General features: G+C 59.5%; 22 protein-coding genes. 13 read left to right on the top strand and 9 right to left on the bottom strand.

Annotated elements, in window-relative coordinates; translation table 11 throughout:
* Window positions 1-49 precede the first annotated feature (49 nt).
* From phnD to AC2TEL_RS07770, 4 genes are all read left to right on the top strand, one after another.
* Window positions 50-952 carry a phosphonate ABC transporter substrate-binding protein gene (gene phnD / locus AC2TEL_RS07785; RefSeq protein ID WP_480903041.1) on the top strand — a complete coding sequence of 301 codons (903 nt, stop codon included), beginning with the start codon at window positions 50-52 and terminating at the stop codon, window positions 950-952.
* A 67-nt stretch (window positions 953-1019) separates the two neighbouring features.
* Entirely contained in the window at window positions 1020-1901 is an 882-nt protein-coding gene (gene phnE, locus AC2TEL_RS07780) for a phosphonate ABC transporter, permease protein PhnE (RefSeq protein ID WP_480903039.1), read from the top strand.
* Complete coding sequence (gene phnE / locus AC2TEL_RS07775) at window positions 1898-3265, top strand: phosphonate ABC transporter, permease protein PhnE (protein WP_480903037.1); 1368 nt, start codon at window positions 1898-1900, stop codon at window positions 3263-3265. The genes phnE (AC2TEL_RS07780) and phnE (AC2TEL_RS07775) overlap by 4 nt, the downstream gene beginning before the upstream one ends.
* Window positions 3266-3288: 23 nt before the next feature.
* The gene (locus AC2TEL_RS07770; RefSeq protein ID WP_480903035.1) at window positions 3289-3903 is read left to right on the top strand and encodes an LbetaH domain-containing protein; all 615 of its coding nucleotides are present in this window, start codon (window positions 3289-3291) and stop codon (window positions 3901-3903) included.
* Window positions 3904-4066: 163 nt separating this feature from the next.
* Here AC2TEL_RS07770 and phnF read toward each other — a convergent pair whose 3' ends face one another.
* Complete coding sequence (gene phnF / locus AC2TEL_RS07765; protein ID WP_480903033.1) at window positions 4067-4777, bottom strand: phosphonate metabolism transcriptional regulator PhnF; 711 nt, start codon at window positions 4775-4777, stop codon at window positions 4067-4069.
* Window positions 4778-4880: 103 nt separating this feature from the next.
* On the opposite strand from phnF, the gene phnG reads away from it, so the two are divergent.
* From phnG to phnN, 8 genes are read left to right on the top strand one after another with little or no spacing between them, the layout of a single operon-like run.
* Window positions 4881-5339, top strand: a complete 459-nt coding sequence (phnG, locus tag AC2TEL_RS07760; RefSeq protein ID WP_480903031.1) for a phosphonate C-P lyase system protein PhnG — start codon at window positions 4881-4883, stop codon at window positions 5337-5339.
* Window positions 5339-5914: a phosphonate C-P lyase system protein PhnH gene (phnH, locus tag AC2TEL_RS07755; protein WP_480903030.1), complete on the top strand. Its 576-nt coding sequence runs from the start codon at window positions 5339-5341 to the stop codon at window positions 5912-5914. The genes phnG and phnH overlap by 1 nt, the downstream gene beginning before the upstream one ends.
* A gap of 3 nt (window positions 5915-5917) precedes the next feature.
* The gene (locus AC2TEL_RS07750) at window positions 5918-7009 is read left to right on the top strand and encodes a carbon-phosphorus lyase complex subunit (protein ID WP_480903028.1); all 1092 of its coding nucleotides are present in this window, start codon (window positions 5918-5920) and stop codon (window positions 7007-7009) included.
* Window positions 7006-7602 carry an HAD family hydrolase gene (locus AC2TEL_RS07745; protein ID WP_480903027.1) on the top strand — a complete coding sequence of 199 codons (597 nt, stop codon included), beginning with the start codon at window positions 7006-7008 and terminating at the stop codon, window positions 7600-7602. Before AC2TEL_RS07750 ends, AC2TEL_RS07745 begins: the two co-directional genes overlap by 4 nt.
* Window positions 7599-8459: an alpha-D-ribose 1-methylphosphonate 5-phosphate C-P-lyase PhnJ gene (locus tag AC2TEL_RS07740; protein ID WP_480903025.1), complete on the top strand. Its 861-nt coding sequence runs from the start codon at window positions 7599-7601 to the stop codon at window positions 8457-8459. Before AC2TEL_RS07745 ends, AC2TEL_RS07740 begins: the two co-directional genes overlap by 4 nt.
* The gene (gene phnK / locus AC2TEL_RS07735) at window positions 8456-9226 is read left to right on the top strand and encodes a phosphonate C-P lyase system protein PhnK (RefSeq protein ID WP_480903023.1); all 771 of its coding nucleotides are present in this window, start codon (window positions 8456-8458) and stop codon (window positions 9224-9226) included. Before AC2TEL_RS07740 ends, phnK begins: the two co-directional genes overlap by 4 nt.
* A 24-nt stretch (window positions 9227-9250) precedes the next feature.
* The gene (phnL, locus tag AC2TEL_RS07730) at window positions 9251-9934 is read left to right on the top strand and encodes a phosphonate C-P lyase system protein PhnL (protein WP_480903022.1); all 684 of its coding nucleotides are present in this window, start codon (window positions 9251-9253) and stop codon (window positions 9932-9934) included.
* Window positions 9931-10479 (top strand): phosphonate metabolism protein/1,5-bisphosphokinase (PRPP-forming) PhnN, encoded by a 549-nt coding sequence (phnN, locus tag AC2TEL_RS07725; RefSeq protein ID WP_480903019.1) that lies wholly within the window; start codon window positions 9931-9933, stop codon window positions 10477-10479. Before phnL ends, phnN begins: the two co-directional genes overlap by 4 nt.
* On the opposite strand, the gene AC2TEL_RS07720 is transcribed toward phnN, so the two are convergent.
* Window positions 10461-11144, bottom strand: coding sequence for a DUF1045 domain-containing protein (locus AC2TEL_RS07720; protein WP_480903018.1), 684 nt, complete (start codon window positions 11142-11144; stop codon window positions 10461-10463). The genes phnN and AC2TEL_RS07720 overlap by 19 nt on opposite strands.
* A 53-nt stretch (window positions 11145-11197) precedes the next feature.
* On the opposite strand from AC2TEL_RS07720, the gene AC2TEL_RS07715 reads away from it, so the two are divergent.
* Window positions 11198-12340, top strand: coding sequence for an alpha-D-ribose 1-methylphosphonate 5-triphosphate diphosphatase (locus AC2TEL_RS07715; protein ID WP_480903016.1), 1143 nt, complete (start codon window positions 11198-11200; stop codon window positions 12338-12340).
* On the opposite strand, the gene AC2TEL_RS07710 is transcribed toward AC2TEL_RS07715, so the two are convergent.
* Genes AC2TEL_RS07710 through AC2TEL_RS07680 form a run of 7 tightly spaced genes read right to left on the bottom strand, consistent with a single transcriptional unit; the run spans window position 12317 to window position 18840 of the window.
* Complete coding sequence (locus AC2TEL_RS07710; RefSeq protein ID WP_480903014.1) at window positions 12317-12817, bottom strand: class I SAM-dependent methyltransferase; 501 nt, start codon at window positions 12815-12817, stop codon at window positions 12317-12319. The two genes, AC2TEL_RS07715 and AC2TEL_RS07710, sit on opposite strands and share 24 nt — an antisense overlap.
* Entirely contained in the window at window positions 12804-13589 is a 786-nt protein-coding gene (locus AC2TEL_RS07705; RefSeq protein ID WP_480903013.1) for a polysaccharide deacetylase family protein, read from the bottom strand. Before AC2TEL_RS07705 ends, AC2TEL_RS07710 begins: the two co-directional genes overlap by 14 nt.
* Window positions 13586-14728, bottom strand: coding sequence for a glycosyltransferase family protein (locus AC2TEL_RS07700; protein WP_480903011.1), 1143 nt, complete (start codon window positions 14726-14728; stop codon window positions 13586-13588). The genes AC2TEL_RS07705 and AC2TEL_RS07700 overlap by 4 nt, the downstream gene beginning before the upstream one ends.
* Window positions 14725-15309, bottom strand: a complete 585-nt coding sequence (locus tag AC2TEL_RS07695; protein WP_480903009.1) for a histidine phosphatase family protein — start codon at window positions 15307-15309, stop codon at window positions 14725-14727. The genes AC2TEL_RS07700 and AC2TEL_RS07695 overlap by 4 nt, the downstream gene beginning before the upstream one ends.
* Complete coding sequence (locus tag AC2TEL_RS07690) at window positions 15306-16382, bottom strand: glycosyltransferase family 4 protein (RefSeq protein ID WP_480903007.1); 1077 nt, start codon at window positions 16380-16382, stop codon at window positions 15306-15308. Before AC2TEL_RS07690 ends, AC2TEL_RS07695 begins: the two co-directional genes overlap by 4 nt.
* Window positions 16382-17629: a glycosyltransferase family 4 protein gene (locus AC2TEL_RS07685; RefSeq protein WP_480903006.1), complete on the bottom strand. Its 1248-nt coding sequence runs from the start codon at window positions 17627-17629 to the stop codon at window positions 16382-16384. The genes AC2TEL_RS07690 and AC2TEL_RS07685 overlap by 1 nt, the downstream gene beginning before the upstream one ends.
* On the bottom strand, window positions 17626-18840 hold the full coding sequence (locus tag AC2TEL_RS07680) for a glycosyltransferase family protein (RefSeq protein ID WP_480840945.1): 1215 nt from the start codon (window positions 18838-18840) through the stop codon (window positions 17626-17628). The genes AC2TEL_RS07685 and AC2TEL_RS07680 overlap by 4 nt, the downstream gene beginning before the upstream one ends.
* Between the last annotated feature and the right edge of the window lie 79 nt (window positions 18841-18919).

Below are 18919 nucleotides of genomic sequence, written 5' to 3'. Positions count from 1 at the left end.
ATCGCCCGGCCCGATGAGAGGTCGGGGACATCAACCTGGAGAAAGACAGATGAAAAAACTAATTGCTGCCCTTGTTGCGACCACTGCCATGGCCGCACCTGCAATGGCTCAGGAAATCAACGAGTTCCGCATCGGTATTTTGGGTGGCGAAAACGCCCAGGACCGTCTGAACAACAACGAATGTCTTCGTCAGTACACCGAAGAAGAGCTGGGTGTTGAAACCAAGTTGTTTGCACCTGCCGACTATAACGGTGTGATCCAGGGCCTGCTGGGCGGCACCATCGACATGGCATGGCTGGGCGCATCGGGCTATGCAAAAACCTATCTGAGCGACCCCGAAGCGGTCGAGCCGGTTTTGGTAAAAGTGAACCTTGACGGTGGCTATGGCTACTATTCGGTTGGCTTCGCTCGCAAGGACAGCGGCATCACTTCGCTGGAAGACATGAAGGGCAAGGCCTTCGGCTTCGGCGATCCGAATTCGACCTCGGGTTACCTGATCCCGTCGATCGAAATTCCGCAGGCTACAGGCGCAACCATGGACTCGGGTGATTACTTCGGCGAAGTGAAATTCACCGGCGGTCACGAGCAGACCATCGTTGCCGTAAACAACGGTGACGTCGACGGCGGTGTGACCTGGGCCGACGGTTTGGGCAATTGGGAAGACGGCTACAACTCGGGTGCCCTGCGCCGCGCTGTTGATGCCGGCCTGGTCGACATGAACGACCTGGTTGAAATCTGGAAGTCCAAACCGATCCCGGAAGGACCGATCGTGCTGCGCACCGCGCTGCCTGCGGACGTCAAGGAAAAGATGACCGCCCTGATGGCCGGCCTGCACGAGAAAGACCAAGAGTGTTTCTATGGCGTGGCCGCAGGTGAGGCAAAGGCGTTCGAGCCGATCACCCACGGCGCCTACGAAATCATCATCGAAGCACGCAAGCTGAAGTCCAACTAAGCCTGCATATCCAATGATCGGGGTCCGGTGGAAAACCGGGCCCCGTTTTTCCACTCAGGAGCATTCCATGACAGACCTGACTGCTGGGTCCCCAGGCGTCGATCAGATCCGCGACGACTACACAGCGATGACACGACGCAAGCGGGTCTATGGTGGTATCCTTCTGATCCTGTTTGTTGCGCTGATGGCTGCGGGCTTCCGCACAGCCGACAGCCGCAATGCGGGCAGTTTCACAGATGGCTGGCATCGTATTTTGGACTACCCGTCCGAGATGTTGTCCGAGGCGTGGGAAAAGATCGGCGCGATGCCGGCAAATCTTGTCGAGTTTTTCCCGGCGCTGGTTGAGACACTGAATATCGCCGCAGCCGCGACACTGGTCGGGACAATAGGTGGAACATTCCTTGCGCTCATGTCGACACGCGGCATGGCGCTCTGGCCGTCGCTGATCCCGGTCTTCCGCCGTATCTCGGATATCTTCCGCGCGATCCCGGAGATCGTGATTGCGCTGGTGCTGATCTTCATTCTGGGTGGCGGCCCGATCCCTGCGATGATCGCCATTGCCATCCATACGGCTGGTGCGCTGGGTAAGCTGTTCTCGGAAGTTAATGAAAACGCTTCACTTAAACCGGTCGAAGGGTTGCATTCCGTAGGGGCCAACTGGTCACAGCGAATGTATCTGGGCGTTATCCCGCAGGTCGGTCCGAACTATGTCAGCTATGCATTGCTGCGGTTTGAAATTAACATCCGTGCCTCGGCCATCCTTGGCTTCGTCGGAGCGGGCGGTCTGGGTTACGAACTGCGCAACGCCATGTCCTGGGGGCAGGGTCGTTACGATGAGGCCGCAGCCATCTTTATCCTTCTCTTCGTTACCATCGTCGTTGTGGATCAACTGTCCGGGTATCTGCGCGACCGTCTGACCCACGGGTCCGAAAAAGGAACCACGGCATGAGCACCTTTGCCACAGACCTGTCGATTGACGAACTCAAGGCCGAGGCCGACCGCCTGTTCAACCGCAAGCGTATCATGAATTTCGGTCTGCCGGGGCTGGTGCTTGTATACCTGACCTACGTCGTCTTTGCCTTCGATGTCCCCGGTCTGGCCGAACGCGCCAACTGGGAAAACGGCAAGACGCTTGTGTCTGACAGCTACAGCTACAAAACCCATGTCGAGCGCGACAATCGCAATGGTGAAATATCGGTCGCAATCGAGGGTGAACGCAAAGGCGCTTATCCCGAGGGCACCTCGCCCGAATGGGTCGCGCTGGGTGAGACGACGGTGATTGATCTGGAAGACGGTCATGTGGTGCGCTTCGGCCCTGAAACGGTCGAGTACGACATCCCGGGCTATGGCACGGTGCGCGCGACGCCCAGCCGATCGGCCGGAGTGCAGGCCGAGTTGCCAGCAGGTGAAGTGCCTGACTGGATCAACGTGTCAAAGAACCGATTGGCGATCACCACCGACGCTGGCCGCCTGACCGTCACCCGAAATCGGTCCGAGGTGTTTCGCTATTTTACCGGGTGGGAGCTGTTCTGGTTCACACTCGACAGCCCCTTCTACGGCAAGTCTTTTCCCGAATTGACAGCGCGCGCGGCATCAGGAGAGGCCGGGGCGATCTTCAACGATTTCTGGACCAACAAGATGTGGCGGCATCAGGACGTGGCCTGGGCGATCTTCGAGACCATTCTGATGGCGTTCCTCGGGACTTTGGGCGCAGGCATGATCGCCTTGCCGCTTGCCTTCCTGGCGACACGCAACTTCAACCCGCTGCGGTCGGTCCGGTTTGTCACCCGACGGGTGTTCGACTTTGTCCGTGGTGTGGACGCGCTGATCTGGACGGTCGTTCTGGCCCGAGCCTTTGGCCCTGGCCCGCTAACCGGTGCGCTTGCCATTCTGGTGACGGATACCGGAACGTTCGGCAAGATCTTCTCGGAAGCTCTGGAGAACGTCGACCAGAAGCAGATCGAGGGCGTCCAGTCCACCGGCGCGAACGCACCGCAGCGCTATCGGTTTGGGGTGATCCCGCAGATCACTCCGGTGCTGCTGAGCCAGCTTCTCTATTTTCTCGAATCCAACACCCGCAGCGCCACCGTGATCGGGGCGATCACCGGCGGTGGGATCGGTCTGTTGCTGACGCAGGCGATTATTACCCAGAAGGACTGGGAAGAAGTCGCCTATTACATCGTCCTGATTATCCTGATGGTGATGCTGATGGACTGGTTCTCGGGCTGGTTGCGCAAACGCCTGATCCAGGGTGAGACCGGCAAAAAGCGCAAGCCGCGCGACCCGAAGGCCAAGCCGTTCCTGCTGCCTTAAGAAAGAAAAAGGACGACAAGACCATGGCGCGACTGCGTTTCGACCAGCCGTTGATCCAGCCCGATTGCCAGATCACAGAAAGTACCTTTGGCGCGTATGTCGAGATCGGAGCCGGTACACGCGTGGCGAACTCCGATTTTGGGGACTATTCCTACTGCGACCGAACCTGTGACATCGCAAATGCCCGGATCGGCAAGTTTGCCAATATCGCCAGCTTTACGCGGATCGGGGCCACGGATCATCCGATGGAGAAGGCCTCGCTGCATCATTTCCACTATCGCTCGGGAGACTATTGGGACGATGTCGAACACGATGCGGACTGGTTCGCCCATCGTGCGGGTCGGACGACTTATGTCGGCCATGATACCTGGATTGGGCATGCGGCGATCATCAAACCCGAAGTGACCATCGGCCACGGAGCGGTGGTCGCATCCGGAGCAATCGTAACCAAGGATGTGCCGCCATATACAATTGTCGCCGGTGTGACCGCCAAGCCGGTTCGTCGCCGGTTCTCTGAGAACATTTCTGAGCGTATGATGGCGCTTGCCTGGTGGGACTGGGACCATGCGAGACTGCGTGAAGTGCTGCCAGATTTTCGCGCTCTTCAGGCTGAGGCATTCCTGGAAAAGTACGAATAACGCGGATTTCTTGAGCCATGGCCCTCCCGCGCCCGCTGGCGCATCGGCTACGCCGATACCCCCTGGCGGCCTTGGGCCCGGCGCCGCGCAGCGCGCGGCGCCGGGCCCAACCGGATGAGGACTCCGACAGGAGGCCGAAGACGGGCGGGAGAATGTCTGACAATCAAGGATCGCTGATGGTCAGCGTGACACGTTCACCGGCAAAGACTGTCTTGCCATATTCAACCGGTCGCCCGTCCGGGTCGGCATTGATACCGACCGAATGCAAAACCGGAGCCCCTTCACTCAGGTTCAGGTGCAGGGCTTGTGTCGCAGTAGCAGCCCGCGCGGTCAGGCGCGTGGAGATTCGGATGTAATCCTCAACACCGCATCGTTGCAGCGCTTTTGTGACGGATTGTGTTTCGGTCAGGGTCTGCAGGATGTCCGGAAAGCGGTTTGCCGGAAAACTGCTTTGAAACACTGCCACGGGCTGACCATCGGCAAGGGACAAGCCGTCATAGACGTGCACCGCGTCGCCGGGGTTCAGCCCAAGCGCCCCAGCCTCCGCTACGTCAGCAGCGCGTGTCGTTAATGACAGAATACGTTTGCCCGGAATCTTTCCGCTGGCAGATATGCTTTTGTGATATCTGACCCGTTTACCGATTGGATAGTCCGTGGGTCGCGCTGTCACAAATACACCTGCGCCACGGCGGGCGTGGACCAGGCCCTGATCGGCAAGCTCGGACAGGGCGCGCCGAACGGTATGGCGATTGACACCGTGCGTCGCCGACAGTTGCGCTTCGGTCGGCAGGCGATCTCCGGTCCCGTAACGCCCTTCGGCGATATCTGATGTGAGGCTCAGGGCGATGCTTTTCCAGACAGGTGTTTTGTTCATGTCACCAAAACTTCATGGAATCGAGGATTGCAGCACGCGGCCGCGAGCTGTAATATTTGTCTAGTTGTATAGTTCGAATAGACAACCGCGACAAGGGCTTTCGATGAAAGAACAGACAGAAACCGATACCGCCGCGCGGCAGGAATGGATGGGGCTGTTGGCGCGTGCCCCGGAAGAGACGTTGATGGCCCTCTGGGCCAACGTCGCAGAGCGTCCGTCGTTCGAGTGGCTGCGCAGTCCTGAAATTGGCGGCGTGATGGTACGAGGGCGCACAGGGGCAACCGGCGCGCCGTTCAACCTTGGTGAGATGACGGTGACGCGCTGCTCTCTGGTGCTGAAGGATGGCACGGTGGGGCATGGATATGTGCGGGGGCGATCGAAATCCAGGGCCGAAGTGGCGGCCTTGATCGACGCGCTGATGCAGACCAAAGCCGCCAGCGGGATCCGAGAAACACTGATCGAGCCACTGAAACAGCAGATGCAGGCCGCACGAAACGCACGTGCAGCCAAGGCCGCCGCCACCAAGGTAGAATTCTTCACACTGGTTCGGGGAGAAGACTGATGAATGCGCAAACGCCGTTTTCCGGCGGTTTTCACGACGCCCCCAGAGACGCCGCATATGCGTTTCGCGCGGCAATGGCCGTCATGGCGAGACCCGGCGAAATTCGAACGATTGCTGGGGTCGAGCCTCCGGCACCGCTATCAGTTGCAGCGGGCACGCTGTTGCTGACACTGTGTGATGCGGATACCGGCGTTTTTCTGGCCGGTGCGGTGGACACTGAAAATATACGCCAATGGCTGACTTTCCACACGGGCGCACCGATTGTTGGTGCATCTCAGGCCGATTTTGCCGTCGGCGCCTGGCTGAATCTGATGCCGTTGAGCAATTATCGCATTGGTACGCCTGAATACCCGGACCGTTCTGCGACGCTGATTGTCGAATGCGAAGCTTTACGGCCGCAAGGTGCGATCCTGCGAGGGCCGGGCATAAAGAACACCGCGCGTTTGTCACTGCCGGATGTCGTGGCTCTGCAGGGCAATTCGACGCTCTATCCGTTAGGGTGCGATTTCTTTTTCACCAGTGGCAACCGGGTCGCGGCACTTCCGCGCAGTACACAGATCGAGGCAGAGGGTTAGGCCATGTATGTTGCTGTTAAAGGGGGTGAAAAAGCCATCGAGAACGCCCACGCCTGGCTGGCTGAAGAGCGGCGTGGTGACACGGACGTGGCGGAACTGAGCATTGCGCAAATCCGCGAACAGCTTAGTCTGGCGGTCAACCGGGTCATGGCCGAAGGATCCCTGTTCGATCCCGACCTTGCCGCATTGGCCATCAAACAGGCGCGTGGTGACTTGATCGAGGCGATCTTTCTGATCCGCGCATACCGTACCACGTTGCCGCGTTTTGGCTATTCGAACCCGGTTGATACCGGAGGCATGGCCTGTGAGCGCAGGATTTCGGCAACATTCAAGGATGCGCCCGGTGGACAGGTGCTGGGGCCGACTTTCGATTACACGCACCGGTTACTGGATTTCAAACTGGCCGCCGATGGCGAAGTCGAACCTGCGCCGAGAGGCTCAGCACGGCGGGAGCCGACGCCACACATCACTGAGTTCCTCAAGGATGAGGACATCATCCAGGACGAGCCCGCAATCAATACCACTCCCGGGGATCTGACGCGGGAGCCAATGGAATTTCCCTCAAACCGACCTTTGCGTCTGCAATCTCTGACGCGTGGGGACGAGGGGTTCGTGCTGGGAATGGCCTATTCGACCCAGCGCGGATATGCCCGAAACCACGCCTTCGTGGGCGAGTTGCGGATCGGCAAGGTCGCGGTCGAGATGGATATTCCTGAACTGGGCTTTGAGATTGAGATCGGCGAGATCGAGCTGACTGAATGCGAAACGGTGAACCAGTTCAAAGGCTCCAAGACCGAACCGCCGCAATTCACGCGCGGCTATGGGCTGGTCTTCGGTCAATCTGAACGCAAATCCATCGCTATGGCACTGGTGGATCGTGCACTGCGTTGGAAAGAGTTGGGAGAGGACAACCTGGGTGCCCCCGCGCAGGACGAAGAGTTCGTACTGAGCCACGCGGACAACATTCAGGCCACCGGGTTTCTCGAACATATCAAACTACCGCACTACGTGGATTTCCAGTCCGAACTGGAGCTGGTTCGCAAGTTGCGTCGTGAGGCCGAAGAACGCATTGCGCCAAAGGAGGCTGCAGAATGAAAGCGGTCGTTTTCGATATCGGTAATGTCCTGATCAAATGGGACCCGCATCTGGCATGGCTGGACGATATGGGCAGCCGCGAGGCCGTCGACGAATTCCTGACACGTGTCGATTTTTTCGACCGCAACATGAGAGCGGACGCGGGCGAAACCTTCAGCGCGCTGGCGGCAGAACTGGATTGCCCGGAGGATCAGCAGCGCTTGGCCAGCTATGTCGAGCGCTATGCGACTACTGTTCCGCACAAGATCGAAGGTACGTGGGACATCCTCTACCGGCTTAAGGAACGTGGAACACCAATCCACGCCATCACGAACTGGTCCGCTGAAACCTGGCCCGGAGGTGTGTCCGTGCACCCTGAACTGGACGAGGTTTTCGGCATCACGGTCGTGTCGGGGCGTGAAAAACTGCTGAAACCACAGATTGAGATTTTCCACCTGCTCTGCGACCGCACCGACCTTGCGCCGCAGGACTGCATCTTCGTCGATGACAGTCCGAAGAACGTCGAGGGTGCCCGTGCCGCAGGTATGGACGCGGTTCACTTCACAACCCCCCAAGCCTTTGAAACGGCCCTGATCGAGCGAGGGATGCTATGAGCGAATACAACTTCGCCTATCTGGACGAACAGACCAAGCGCATGATCCGGCGTGCGATCCTTAAAGGATTGGCTATTCCGGGTTATCAAGTTCCCTTCGCCAGCCGCGAGATGCCCATGCCATATGGTTGGGGCACCGGCGGCGTTCAGGTCTCGGCTGCGACGCTAACGCCAGATGACGTGTTCAAGGTGATCGATCAGGGCGCGGACGATACGACTAATGCCGTTTCGATCCGCAGGTTCTTTGAGAACACGGCGGGCGTGGAGACAACTGAAGAAACGGGCAAGGCGACAGTCATCCAGACCCGCCACCGCATCCCCGAGGCGAAGCTGCGCGAGGATCAGATCATCGTCTATCAGGTGCCGATCCCGGAGCCGCTGCGGTTTCTGGAACCGCGCGAGACCGAAACGCGCAAGATGCACAGCCTCGAGGAATACGGTCTGATGCATGTGAAGCTATACGAGGATATCAGCCAGCATGGCGCGATTTCGACAGCTTATGCCTATCCGGTGAAAGTGTTGGGGCGCTATGTGATGGACCCATCGCCAATTCCGAAATTCGACAACCCCAAGCTTGAAATGGACGCGATCCAGTTGTTCGGCGCTGGGCGAGAGCAGCGGATTTATGCGGTACCGCCACATACCAAAGTGGTGAGCCTCGATTTCGAAGACTACCCGTTCGAGGCCACCAAGGCCGATCATCCGTGTGACCTGTGCGGGGCCAAGGACAGCTATCAGGACGAAGTGATCATGGATGACGCGGGCAACCGGATGTTTGTCTGCTCGGACACCGATTATTGCCGGTCACGCCGCGAGGCGGGCCATGTAGGCCGACTGGCCGAGGAGAACGCGGCGTGACACCTTTGTTGCAGGTCAGAGGCATCCAGAAAAACTATGGCGCGCGGATCGGATGCGCGGATGTAAGTTTCGATCTTTTTCCCGGTGAGGTGATGGGGATCGTCGGCGAAAGCGGGTCGGGCAAGTCGACCTTGTTGAATTGTTTGGCGGGTCATCTGGAACCCGATGCCGGGCAGGTGATCTTTGACACGCGGGTTGATGGCCAGGTGGATACGGTCACAATGTCGGAACCCGAACGCCGGATGCTGGGCCGTACCGACTGGGCCTTTGTGCATCAACATGCCCGCGACGGGTTGCGGATGTCGGTCAGTGCCGGCGGTAATATCGGCGAGCGATTGATGGCCGTTGGTGACCGTCACTACGGAAGCATCCGGGACAAGGCCATGGATTGGCTGGGCCGGGTCGAGATCGATGAAACGCGCATCGACGATCGTCCAACCGCGTTTTCAGGCGGGATGCAGCAACGATTGCAGATTGCGCGCAATCTGGTGACCGGCCCCCGGCTGGTGTTCATGGACGAACCGACCGGTGGGCTGGATGTTTCGGTGCAGGCGCGTTTGCTCGACCTGTTGCGCGGGTTGGTTCGAGAAATGGGACTGAGCGCAATCATCGTCACGCACGATCTGGCCATTGTCCGATTGCTGGCGGATCGCCTGATGGTGATGAAGGACGGGTTTGTCGTTGAAGCGGGGCTGACCGATCAGGTGCTGGACGACCCACAACACGCCTATACGCAGTTGCTTGTGTCGAGCGTTCTGCAAGTTTGAGTATTTGGAAAAAGATGAAGTGCGATGATTGAACTCAAGGACGTCAGCAAGAGCTTTACTTTGCACAATCAAGGCGGTGCGGTCATTCCGGTGATGGAGGGCGCCTCGCTTTCGGTCGCGCCCGGGGAATGTGTTGCCCTGACCGGTGCCTCCGGCGCCGGTAAGTCGACGTTGATGCGGGTGATCTACGGCAACTATCTTGCCGCAACCGGTCAGGTAATGGTGGGTGGTCTGGACGTCGCCAAGGCAGAGCCGCGTGAAATTCTGGCATTGCGACGTGAGACGTTGGGGTATGTCAGTCAGTTTTTGCGAGTCGTTCCGCGGGTTCCGACGGTTGACGTTGTGGCCGAACCGCTGCTGGCGCTCGGCTGTGACAGGCAACAGGCGATGGATAAGGCGAAAGCCCTGCTGCGGCGCCTGAATATTCCCGAAAACCTGTGGCCCCTCAGCCCGACCACGTTTTCCGGCGGCGAGCAGCAGCGTGTGAATATCGCGCGCGGTTTTGCCCATGACTACCCGGCGATGCTGTTGGATGAACCCACGGCTAGTCTGGATGTCCAGAACCGCGAGACCGTCCTTTCACTGATCGAAGAAGCCAAAGCGCGCGGCGCTGCGATTGTCGGGATATTCCATGATGTCGGTGCGCGGGATCGTGTCTGTGATCGCGAGGTCAATGTCTCGGGCTTTTCACCGGAATTGACAGCATGAGCCCTGCTCCGGTCATAGCGGTCGTCGGCCCGTCCGGGGTTGGCAAGGACAGTGTGATGGAAGCGCTGATCGCGCGGGCACCCGGTTTTGCAAGAGCCCGCAGGGTAATTACCCGGCCCGAAGGCGAAGACGGCGAAGATTTCGATCGGGTTTCTGTCAAAACGTTTGACCAGATGGAACAGGCCGGCGACTTTGCACTGAGTTGGCCGGCACACGGGTTGCACTATGGAATTCCGAGGCAAATCGAAACACAGCGACGCGAAGCCGATGCCGTATTGGTGAACCTGTCGCGCAGAGTGTTGCTGCTTGCGCAGGAGGTTTTTGGTGACTTTATTGTTGTTTCGCTGACCGCAAATGCAGAGGTTCTGGCACAACGCCTGATGGCCCGTGGACGAGAAAGCGCAGATGAACAGATGCGGCGACTTGGCCGATCCGGGGCGCCGCTTCCAAGCGGCCTGAACCGTCTGATCGAAATCGACAATTCCGGCACATTGGATGCGACCGTGGAATCGATATTGCGCCAGCTTCAGGCTGTGAGGGCGTAGCGATGGATCAGGTGAAACCGCCCGTCTTCGGCCTCGCCCATCAATGCCAGATCACTGATCGGGAAAGGCGAGGGCAGCAACGGGGTCAGGTGATTCTCCAACGTGGACTGCACCTGCGCCAGCGTAGTTTCGTTCAGCTTGCCACTGAGCGTGATGTGGAAGCGGAACGCCTCCATCACGTATGGATAGCCCCATTGGATCAGGTTGGCTTCCTGCCCGGCGGTCAGGTTCGCATTGCGCCTGCGGGCCATCTCGGAGTCCGAGGTCGGGGCGCGATACTTGTCCAGATCGCGAACGCAAGCTGCGGCCAATGCGTTCAGCGCGCTGGTGTCGCCCAGCGGGCGCAGCGCGAGAAACCGACCCAGCCGCGCGACTTCAAGACCCTCGATCATGACCGGTGTACAACGGGCCGCAAGCTGAGCGCAGGCATCCTGCAATCCCGCAATCGAATGCCCGGCCTGCAGCCGAAACGGTGGTTTCATCGTCGCGTGCAACCCGTATTTTCTGGGCACCTCGGTAACAGTTGCAACATCCATTCCATCGATTGCCGGATGTGCGACCGGTTGCCCGGTCTCCATGTCCCACCCCAGCCAACTGGTTGCGAATTTCGCCCACTCCGCATCGGCCGGGGGTGCGTAGTAGATCGCGTATCGCGTGAATGTCACATTGGCCTCCTATTGCGTGGCCATTCCAATTTCTCAAACCACGTGAAGTTCAGATGACAGAAGAATTGATCCTTGCCAATGCCACGCTTGTTCTGCCTGACGAGATCGTCACCGGCAGCATCCGGATCGCCGGGGAGGTCATCGTCGAGGTCGACACAGGCACTGCAGTTCCGTCCGGAGCGGTGGATTGCGAAGGTGACTATGTCAGCCCCGGTCTGGTCGAACTTCATACGGATAATCTTGAACGCCACATCCAACCGCGCCCCAAAGTGGACTGGCCTCATGCCTCGGCCATTATCGCGCATGATGCCGAGCTGGCCAGCACCGGCATCACAACCGTTTTTGACGCGATGCGCGTGGGGTCGATCCCAAGCGGGGCAGGGCGGTATCTGAAATATGCACGGGGTTTGTCCCGGGAGCTATGGCAGTTGCGCGAACAGGATGCGTTGAAAATCAGCCATTTTCTGCACCTTAGGGCCGAAGTGTGTTCGGAGACGTTGATCGAGGAACTGGATGAGTTCGGCCCGGAGGATCGGGTTGGTTTGGTCTCGCTGATGGACCACACTCCGGGTCAGCGTCAGTTTCGCGATATCACAAAGCTTGAAGACTACATGAAGGGCAAATATGGGCTGGTCGATGACGCGTTCCTGCAGCACATTGCTCAGCTGCAGGCCTTGCGGGATCGCCACGGTGACAAACATGAGGTCGAGACGGTGAAGGCCGCGCGCCGGTTTGGTGCCGTTTTGGCCAGCCATGACGACACCACCCACGAACAGGTTCGCGTGTCTGCGAAGCACGGAATTCGGCTGGCAGAGTTTCCAACCACGGTCGAAGCCGCGCGCGCATGTCACGATCACGGCATCAAGGTTATGATGGGTGCCCCCAACGTGATCCGGGGCGGATCGCATTCCGGCAATGTCGCGGCACGCGAACTGGCCGAACTGGGATATCTGGACATCATGTCTTCGGACTATGTTCCTTCGGCGCTGCTGCTGTCGGCCACTCGGCTGGGCGAGTTGTGGGGTAATATGGCGCGCGGAATGCGAACGGTTACGCAAACGCCTGCGCAGGCTGCGGGTCTGGAGGATCGCGGAGAACTGCGCCCAGGCGCCCGCGCCGATCTGATCCGGTTCCGGATGCGTGCGGATGTGCCCGCACTGAGAGCCGTCTGGTCACGTGGCCATCGAGTCGCCTGATCCGGCGCGATAGAACAGGTAGCGATCCGGCGCGATTGTGTCGGGGCCCTTGATCTGTCTGAACCCGACCAGAGGTTGTCCAGAGATCAGCAGCCCCCCCGGTTGCATCACCTGTGCGATCAGGGGGCTGAGGCGGGCGGCCTCGGCCACATCCTCGCTCTTGATACCACGCCCGAAATCGTAATGCGCCAGCGCCATGCGGTGGCCTGCCTCAGTCAGCCTGTGCAGCATGGGCTCGGCCTCGCCCTGCAGGAAATCCCCGGCAGGAGGTGTGCTGTCGGGATGGCATTGCAGCACCCGGTCCATCACCCAGATCCGGCGCGTGGGCAGGATTTCACGCAGGTGATCATAGGTTCTGCCGTTGCCCAACCCCATGTCCAGAACATCGCCGCCCAATTCACCAATTTGCTCCGCAGCCCAGTTCAACCCGTCACGTTGGGCGGTCAGGCGGCGCAGCATTGAATCAAGTCGGCTCATTCGGGGTCTCCCTCGTCTTTCCGCGTTTTATTCCGGTCCAGGCAAATCCGGGACCATCCAGCAACCGGCAGAGCAGGTCGCGGGAAAAGCGCCAGACGTCCTGATCATGAACAAGATGGTGGGTCAACACGCCAAATGGCTCGCTGTTGTCCGAGCGTCCTCTGCGGCGATCCTGCAAGAGTTTGATTGTAGTGGCAATCAAGGCGTCTGGATCGATCAGCCCACGGGTTCCGCGCCAGTCGATCGGGTCCAGGTGCGTGTTGATCTGTTCCAATCCCGGGGCGGCCAACGCTGCACCGCGTGGCGTTGCCGTGGACAGCACCCGATATCCCAAGTCCGGTAAATGTGCGGCCACTTCCGGTGCGATGCGGTTCCACGGCGGCACGAACATAGGCTGCAGCCGATCTCCGAAAAGCTCGCTCAGACGGGAAAACGCCGCTCTGGCATCTTCAACGATACTGTCCATGGGGCGATGCAGACGAAACTCGGATTTTTTCTCATCGATTGGGGCGTGGTTTTGATGGGCCCAGCCATGCACCACTGGCATCAGACCTGACTTGTTGGCGAGGTATTCTGCCAAAGCCTCCTCTGCGTGGCGCGGGATGACCGCGAGATGCACCGGCAGCCCCAACTCGTCCGATAACTCTGACAAGCGCTCTAACTGAGGCGTGACTGCAATCGCGTCGTCATCACGCCACCACAGCGGCAAATCCAGATTTTCGTCCCGCCATCGCCGCAACTCGGCTTGCAGTGACGTCCAATCCGCAGTCAATCTTTCGCCTCCACCATACGTCCGGCAATTTCAACGGATCGCTTTGCACCATCGAAGCCCTGGGTGATCGGGACGCGTGGCCCTTCTGTGATCACCCTGGAAACAGCTTCGGCCAACACCTGACCTGACAAGTCAGCGCTCCGCGTGACTTCCACAGCCTGCAGTTGCGACAGGCTTTGTCCTCGCAGGCTCTGCTCGACTTCCTTTCCATCGTCGAAAGGGATCAAGACCGACGGGACGCCACTTTGCAGCAGGTCCATCGCCGTGTTGTAACCACACATGCTGACCGAGGCCGCGGCCAGTGGCAACATTTGCCGGAAATCAGGTCGCACCGGTTCCAAAGTGACCGGCGCGCCTTCTGCCAACCGTGACAATTCGGCGATGCGTTCGCGCGCGTCTGATCCGCCGACCAACAGGCGCCAGCGCCTGTGGGGCATCTTGCGGGCGGCCTCGATGGCCGCGCGAAAGATCGGTTGCCCAACGGAACCACCACCGGCACTGACCAAAACTTCGCCTTGTCCTTCGCCATCAGGGTGTCGATCTGCCGGCGCTGGCGCAACAAACCCCGTGTAATGCAGATGCGCCGCCAGATCTTCTGAAACCGGCCAACTGACCTCTAGCGATGTGATCTGCGGGTCGGAATGAACAAGCACGCCGTCGTAGAACTGCGTCACAATTTCGTCCGCGCGGGTCGCCTTGGACGGTTTGGAAGGTGGTGCAAGGATGTCACGGACCGAGGCGAGAATGACCGGATCATGTGGCAAGCTTCGCGCGGCCTCCAGAACAGCCTGAAACTCTTCCGTCAGGGACCTGCGGCCAAAGGGATAAAGCTCGGTAATCAAGACCTGAGGCTTAAAACTGCGAACAGCTTGAGTAAGGGCTGTCCTTCGTGCGGAAAAATACCCTTCCCCCGCAACACGACCTTTCTGGTCCAGCAGGCGAGTAAAATCGACACCATCCGACCGGAGCGGCGGAAGCGTCAGCATGGACATTCCCGCACTGTTCAACTGCGGCGCAGGCATTCCACCCGAGACGACAAGGACCTCGTGAGCCTTTTCCGCAAACGCGCGGCCAATCGTCAGTGCGCGGCTCAGATGTCCAGTGCCCAAAAGGTGCGTGACGACGATCATGACCTTCATCCGGACACCTGACGTTTTTGAAGTCGAACGGGTTCGCTCACGGGCCGCATATCGTCGATGTCCAGAATGAACAGGCGGTTCCGTTTGATCTTGAACGGCGCGGGGCCACGAAATTCCCATCCCCAGGCCCTCGCCAGAATGACGCGCATGATGCCGATATGACATACGGCAATGTTGTCGCCTTGCAGCTCTGCCAGCCAGGGTGCGAGGCGGTTCCATAATTCGGCCGGACTTTCCCCCGACGGAGGGCGAAAGTCCCAACCCCAATCCTCGATATGACAATAACCGCTTTCAGGTTGTTCGATCAGGTCTGCGCCGCGTTTGCCCTCCCAATCACCCCAATTCATTTCGGTCAGCGCGGGTGCAGTCAGCGGGTCACGATCGGCAACCAGGCGGGCGGTTTCAACCGCACGAGACAACGGGCTGGACCAAAGGGTTGCGGCGTCCCAGGGTTCCGGCAGCTGATAGCCTGCAAGCTCGGATCGGGCTTCGGCGTCCAGAGGGATGTCGCTGCGGCCCTGAATCTGACCCGCGCGATTCCATGCTGTGTGCCCGTGGCGCAGCAATGCCAATCGTGTCATGGACCGGCCTCCAACAAAGGGCGCACCGCCGTCCAGAAGCAGTTGGTGGCTGACGGCATCAGGTGGCGTTTCTCAACGTAAGAGCGTGCCTTTACCCCTTCGGCGCGGCGAAGGTCGAGGTCAGAGTTAAGCCTCTGAATGCGCTGCGCCAGGCCTTTTGGTCCGCATTCCACTGTCGGATGGTCCGACGGGGCCAAAACGTCGCGCACACCGGGCCGGTCTTGCGCAACGACAGGCAATCCGCTGGCTTGTGCCTCGAGGTAAACCATACCGTATGCCTCGTTCACACCGGGCCAAAGGAGCATCGAGGACGATTGATACTGCTGTTGCAGATCATCGCGATCCAGTTGTCCCAAAAACCGCACACGCGCCCCGAACGGCTCCAACAGGGCCTCAACCTCTGACCGGGCCGGTCCGTCGCCCACGATGCTCAGACCCCACTCGCCGGTCAGTTCAGTCAAGGTATCGGCCAGTATCCGATAGGAGGCAAGTTTGTCCCCATGCCGCATCATCCCCACGGTCAAAATCGGTCCGTCGCCGTTGGACGCCGTCGGTAGTTTCGAAATGGGCAGGAAGGGCGGCAATTCCACCAGACGCTGTTCCCCGAACCGTTCCCGCTTCAACGTTATCAGATCGTTTGCGGTATGATAGAAAATGATATGAGCAGCGTCGCAGGCCTGATGCGCAGCCTTTGCGAAGTCAGCCCATCCACCGTTAAGGCGGCTGCTTGCGCGGGTGCTTTCCAACTGCACGTAAGGAATGCCTCGGGCGCGGCAAACCAGTGGTCCCAGCAGATCGGGGGCCTTGTAGTAATTGTGATAGGTGACCCACAGGTCAATGTCGGCCGGCAGTTCGGCTATGAGCCTGTTTCCTTCAATCTCAGCCTCGGCGCGCAGCGCTTCCTGAACCGCAGCATCACCTGTCTTGTCGTAAACCCGCAACCGGGACACCAAATCCACGCGATCACCCTGGGCGCCGATGGCCGCCATCAGGTTGCGCGCCATTTCGCGGTCACCCGAGGGGTTGGAGCTGTCGGGGGATTTCATCGGTGCGTAGAAAGCCACGCGTGCCATCAGGCGTCACCCGCGCAAAGGGCGCTGAGACGCGCGGACAGGCGGGCGATGCCCGGGTCCATACGAAATTCGGCAATCAATCTTTCATGGGCCATTGCGGCCATTTTATCCGTTCTTTCGGGGTCAGACTCCAGGTCCACGATGGCCTGAGCCAAAGCGCTGGGTTCATCATTGCACAGAACTCCATGTGTCCCGTTAGCAATGAACTCGGGAATTGCCGAAACTGGCGTGGACAGGATCGGCAGGCGTTGCGAGGCTGCCTCCATCAGGACATTGGGCAATCCGTCCCGATCTCCGTCCGCTGCAATTCGGCTGGGTAAAACAAACAGGTCTGCGCGCCGCATTTCTGCAATGACCTCAGGCTGGTCACAGGCGCCTTTCCAGGTGATACGGTTCGAAAGGCCAGCCTTTGCTGCCTTTTCGCGTAAAACGTCCCCAAGAGTGCCGCCGCCAATGTGCGTCCAATGCCAGTCCAACGACTGAGGCAACAGAGCGAAGGCATCGATCAGGCGGTCAAAGCCTTTTTTTTCGACCAGCCGTCCGACCGAGAGCATGTGAAATGGCCCATTCGCCCTTCGCTTTGCCCTATTTGGCGCTTCCGGAAATCGAGCGAGGTCCAGCCCGTGATAAATCAGATCGACCCGTGCCGGGTCATCCGAGAGCCCCCGCAGATGGTTGGCACCGATGGCCGTGCAGGTTGCTCCAAAGGCGGCTCCGAATGTTGCGGCTTGCAGTTTTTCCCGCTTTTCCCAATCGGGTGAGGTCCAGATGTCCTTGGCGTGTGCTGAAAAACTCCACGGTAAGCCGCGCATGATCGCCGCGTAGCGTGCGACCGAAGATGGCGTGTGCATGAAATGTGCATAAAGAGCGCGTGTTTGCCTTGGCAACTCGGCGGCCAGAACACAGGCCTGGCCGAAACGGCGAATGCGGTTGTGCGTTGGGTCGCGTCGCAAATCCTGCCGCCAGATCTGATAGGCCTGCGCATAGCCCGGCAGGCGGGTCGCGACCTCGCGGGCTGCGGTCAGGCGAGCCGGTTCATCGTACAGATATTCGGGCAGATAATGGACTTGGCCACGAAACCGGTCATGCAACGGGTGGCGCTTGGCATCTGTGGGATGACGCAGTGACCAGATATCGAACCGGTGCCCGGCCTCTTGCAGGGCCACCAGTTCCTGCGCAATGAACGTCTCGGACAGGCGCGGCCATCCTTTGACCAGCACCGCCAGTTTGGGGCTTTTCGCCGTCATCCGGTCGCGCGCTCTTGTTCCGCGCCCAGCAGGGCATCAATGCGATGGGTGACGTATTGCAACCCATCCAGCAAACCGGCCCGAATGGCCTGAGAGGGCAGGGGTTGATGTGGCAGTTCGCGGATCGCGTTGATCATGGCGTCTGCTGTCAGCCCGTCGCGGTTTTCGTCCAGCATCCGCACCAGCCCAAGCTCTTCCGCGCGTGAGGCGCGTATCCATTGTTCCAGTCGGGGCGTGGTTCGGGGAACAATCACGGCGCGCTTGTCAAAGGACAACACCTCGCAGAAAGTGTTGTAGCCGCCCATGCAGACTACGCCAGCGGCACCGGCAAAAAGGGTTTCGATCTGCGATTCGAAACCAACTGCCGTAACCCGCCCGTTCAACGCCGCAACACGGGTTTCGAATTCCTCGCGTAACTCGCCAGAAAGGAACGGACCGTAGACCAGTATGGCCCTCGGGTTCAGGTTGGGGTCTTTTTCGTAGGCGGACAGGACCAGATTGACCATCGACTTGCCGTCACCGCCGCCACCTGGCGTGATCAGGATATACGGTTGCTCGGGCGCTTCGCCGATCGGGCCAAGATCCCGGCGCAGATAGCCCGTCCAATGAATGCGTGCCTGCGTCGCCGGGCTGAGTGGCAATCCTTCAGTTGGATCATAGACCGAGCGCAAACCGTATACCCAGATCTCGTCATAAAAACGTTCAGTCGCAGCAACGGCCTCTTTCCGGTCCCATTCAGCAGCCAGGACTTCCGGCTCGTCGAGAACGTCGCGCAGGCCCAGAACCAGCCGCGTACCTTGGGAATGTTCGAGCCGTTCCAGGGTCGGCAAGAGCTCTCCCCGAAACCCGGTCGGCTCCTTGTCGACGATCAGGACGTCGGGGTCGAATTGCTGAACCGCCGTCTGGATCAGGCCCGAGCGCAGTTCGGTCACTTCGTCAATGCCCATGCCAATTGTTCGCGCCGCATAAGAGCCGTCCGCACGTTTGGTTACACCCGGCAAACGCACATGATCAACGCGGCGCGGGAACGTGAAACGCCCCGCCACGGGAGATCCTGTCAGGATCAGGGCCGATGCACTGGGGTCGGCCTGCGTCATTGCAGAAGCCAAAGCTCGCGACCGGCGTAGATGGCCGAGCCCGAACGTGTCGTGGCTGTAGAACAGGATGCGCGGAGCGCGGCCTTGTTTTTCGTTTATAGTGCCTAGGCTCATGCCTTCGCCTGTCTAAGGTTTCGGTGCAAATCCGCGCGTTTGCACCAGTTATCGTATATCTTATGCCCCTGCTTGCCAA

It is taken from the genome of Ruegeria sp. HKCCD9138, assembly GCF_057220975.1.
This window is presented reverse-complemented; position numbering and strand designations above follow the sequence as displayed.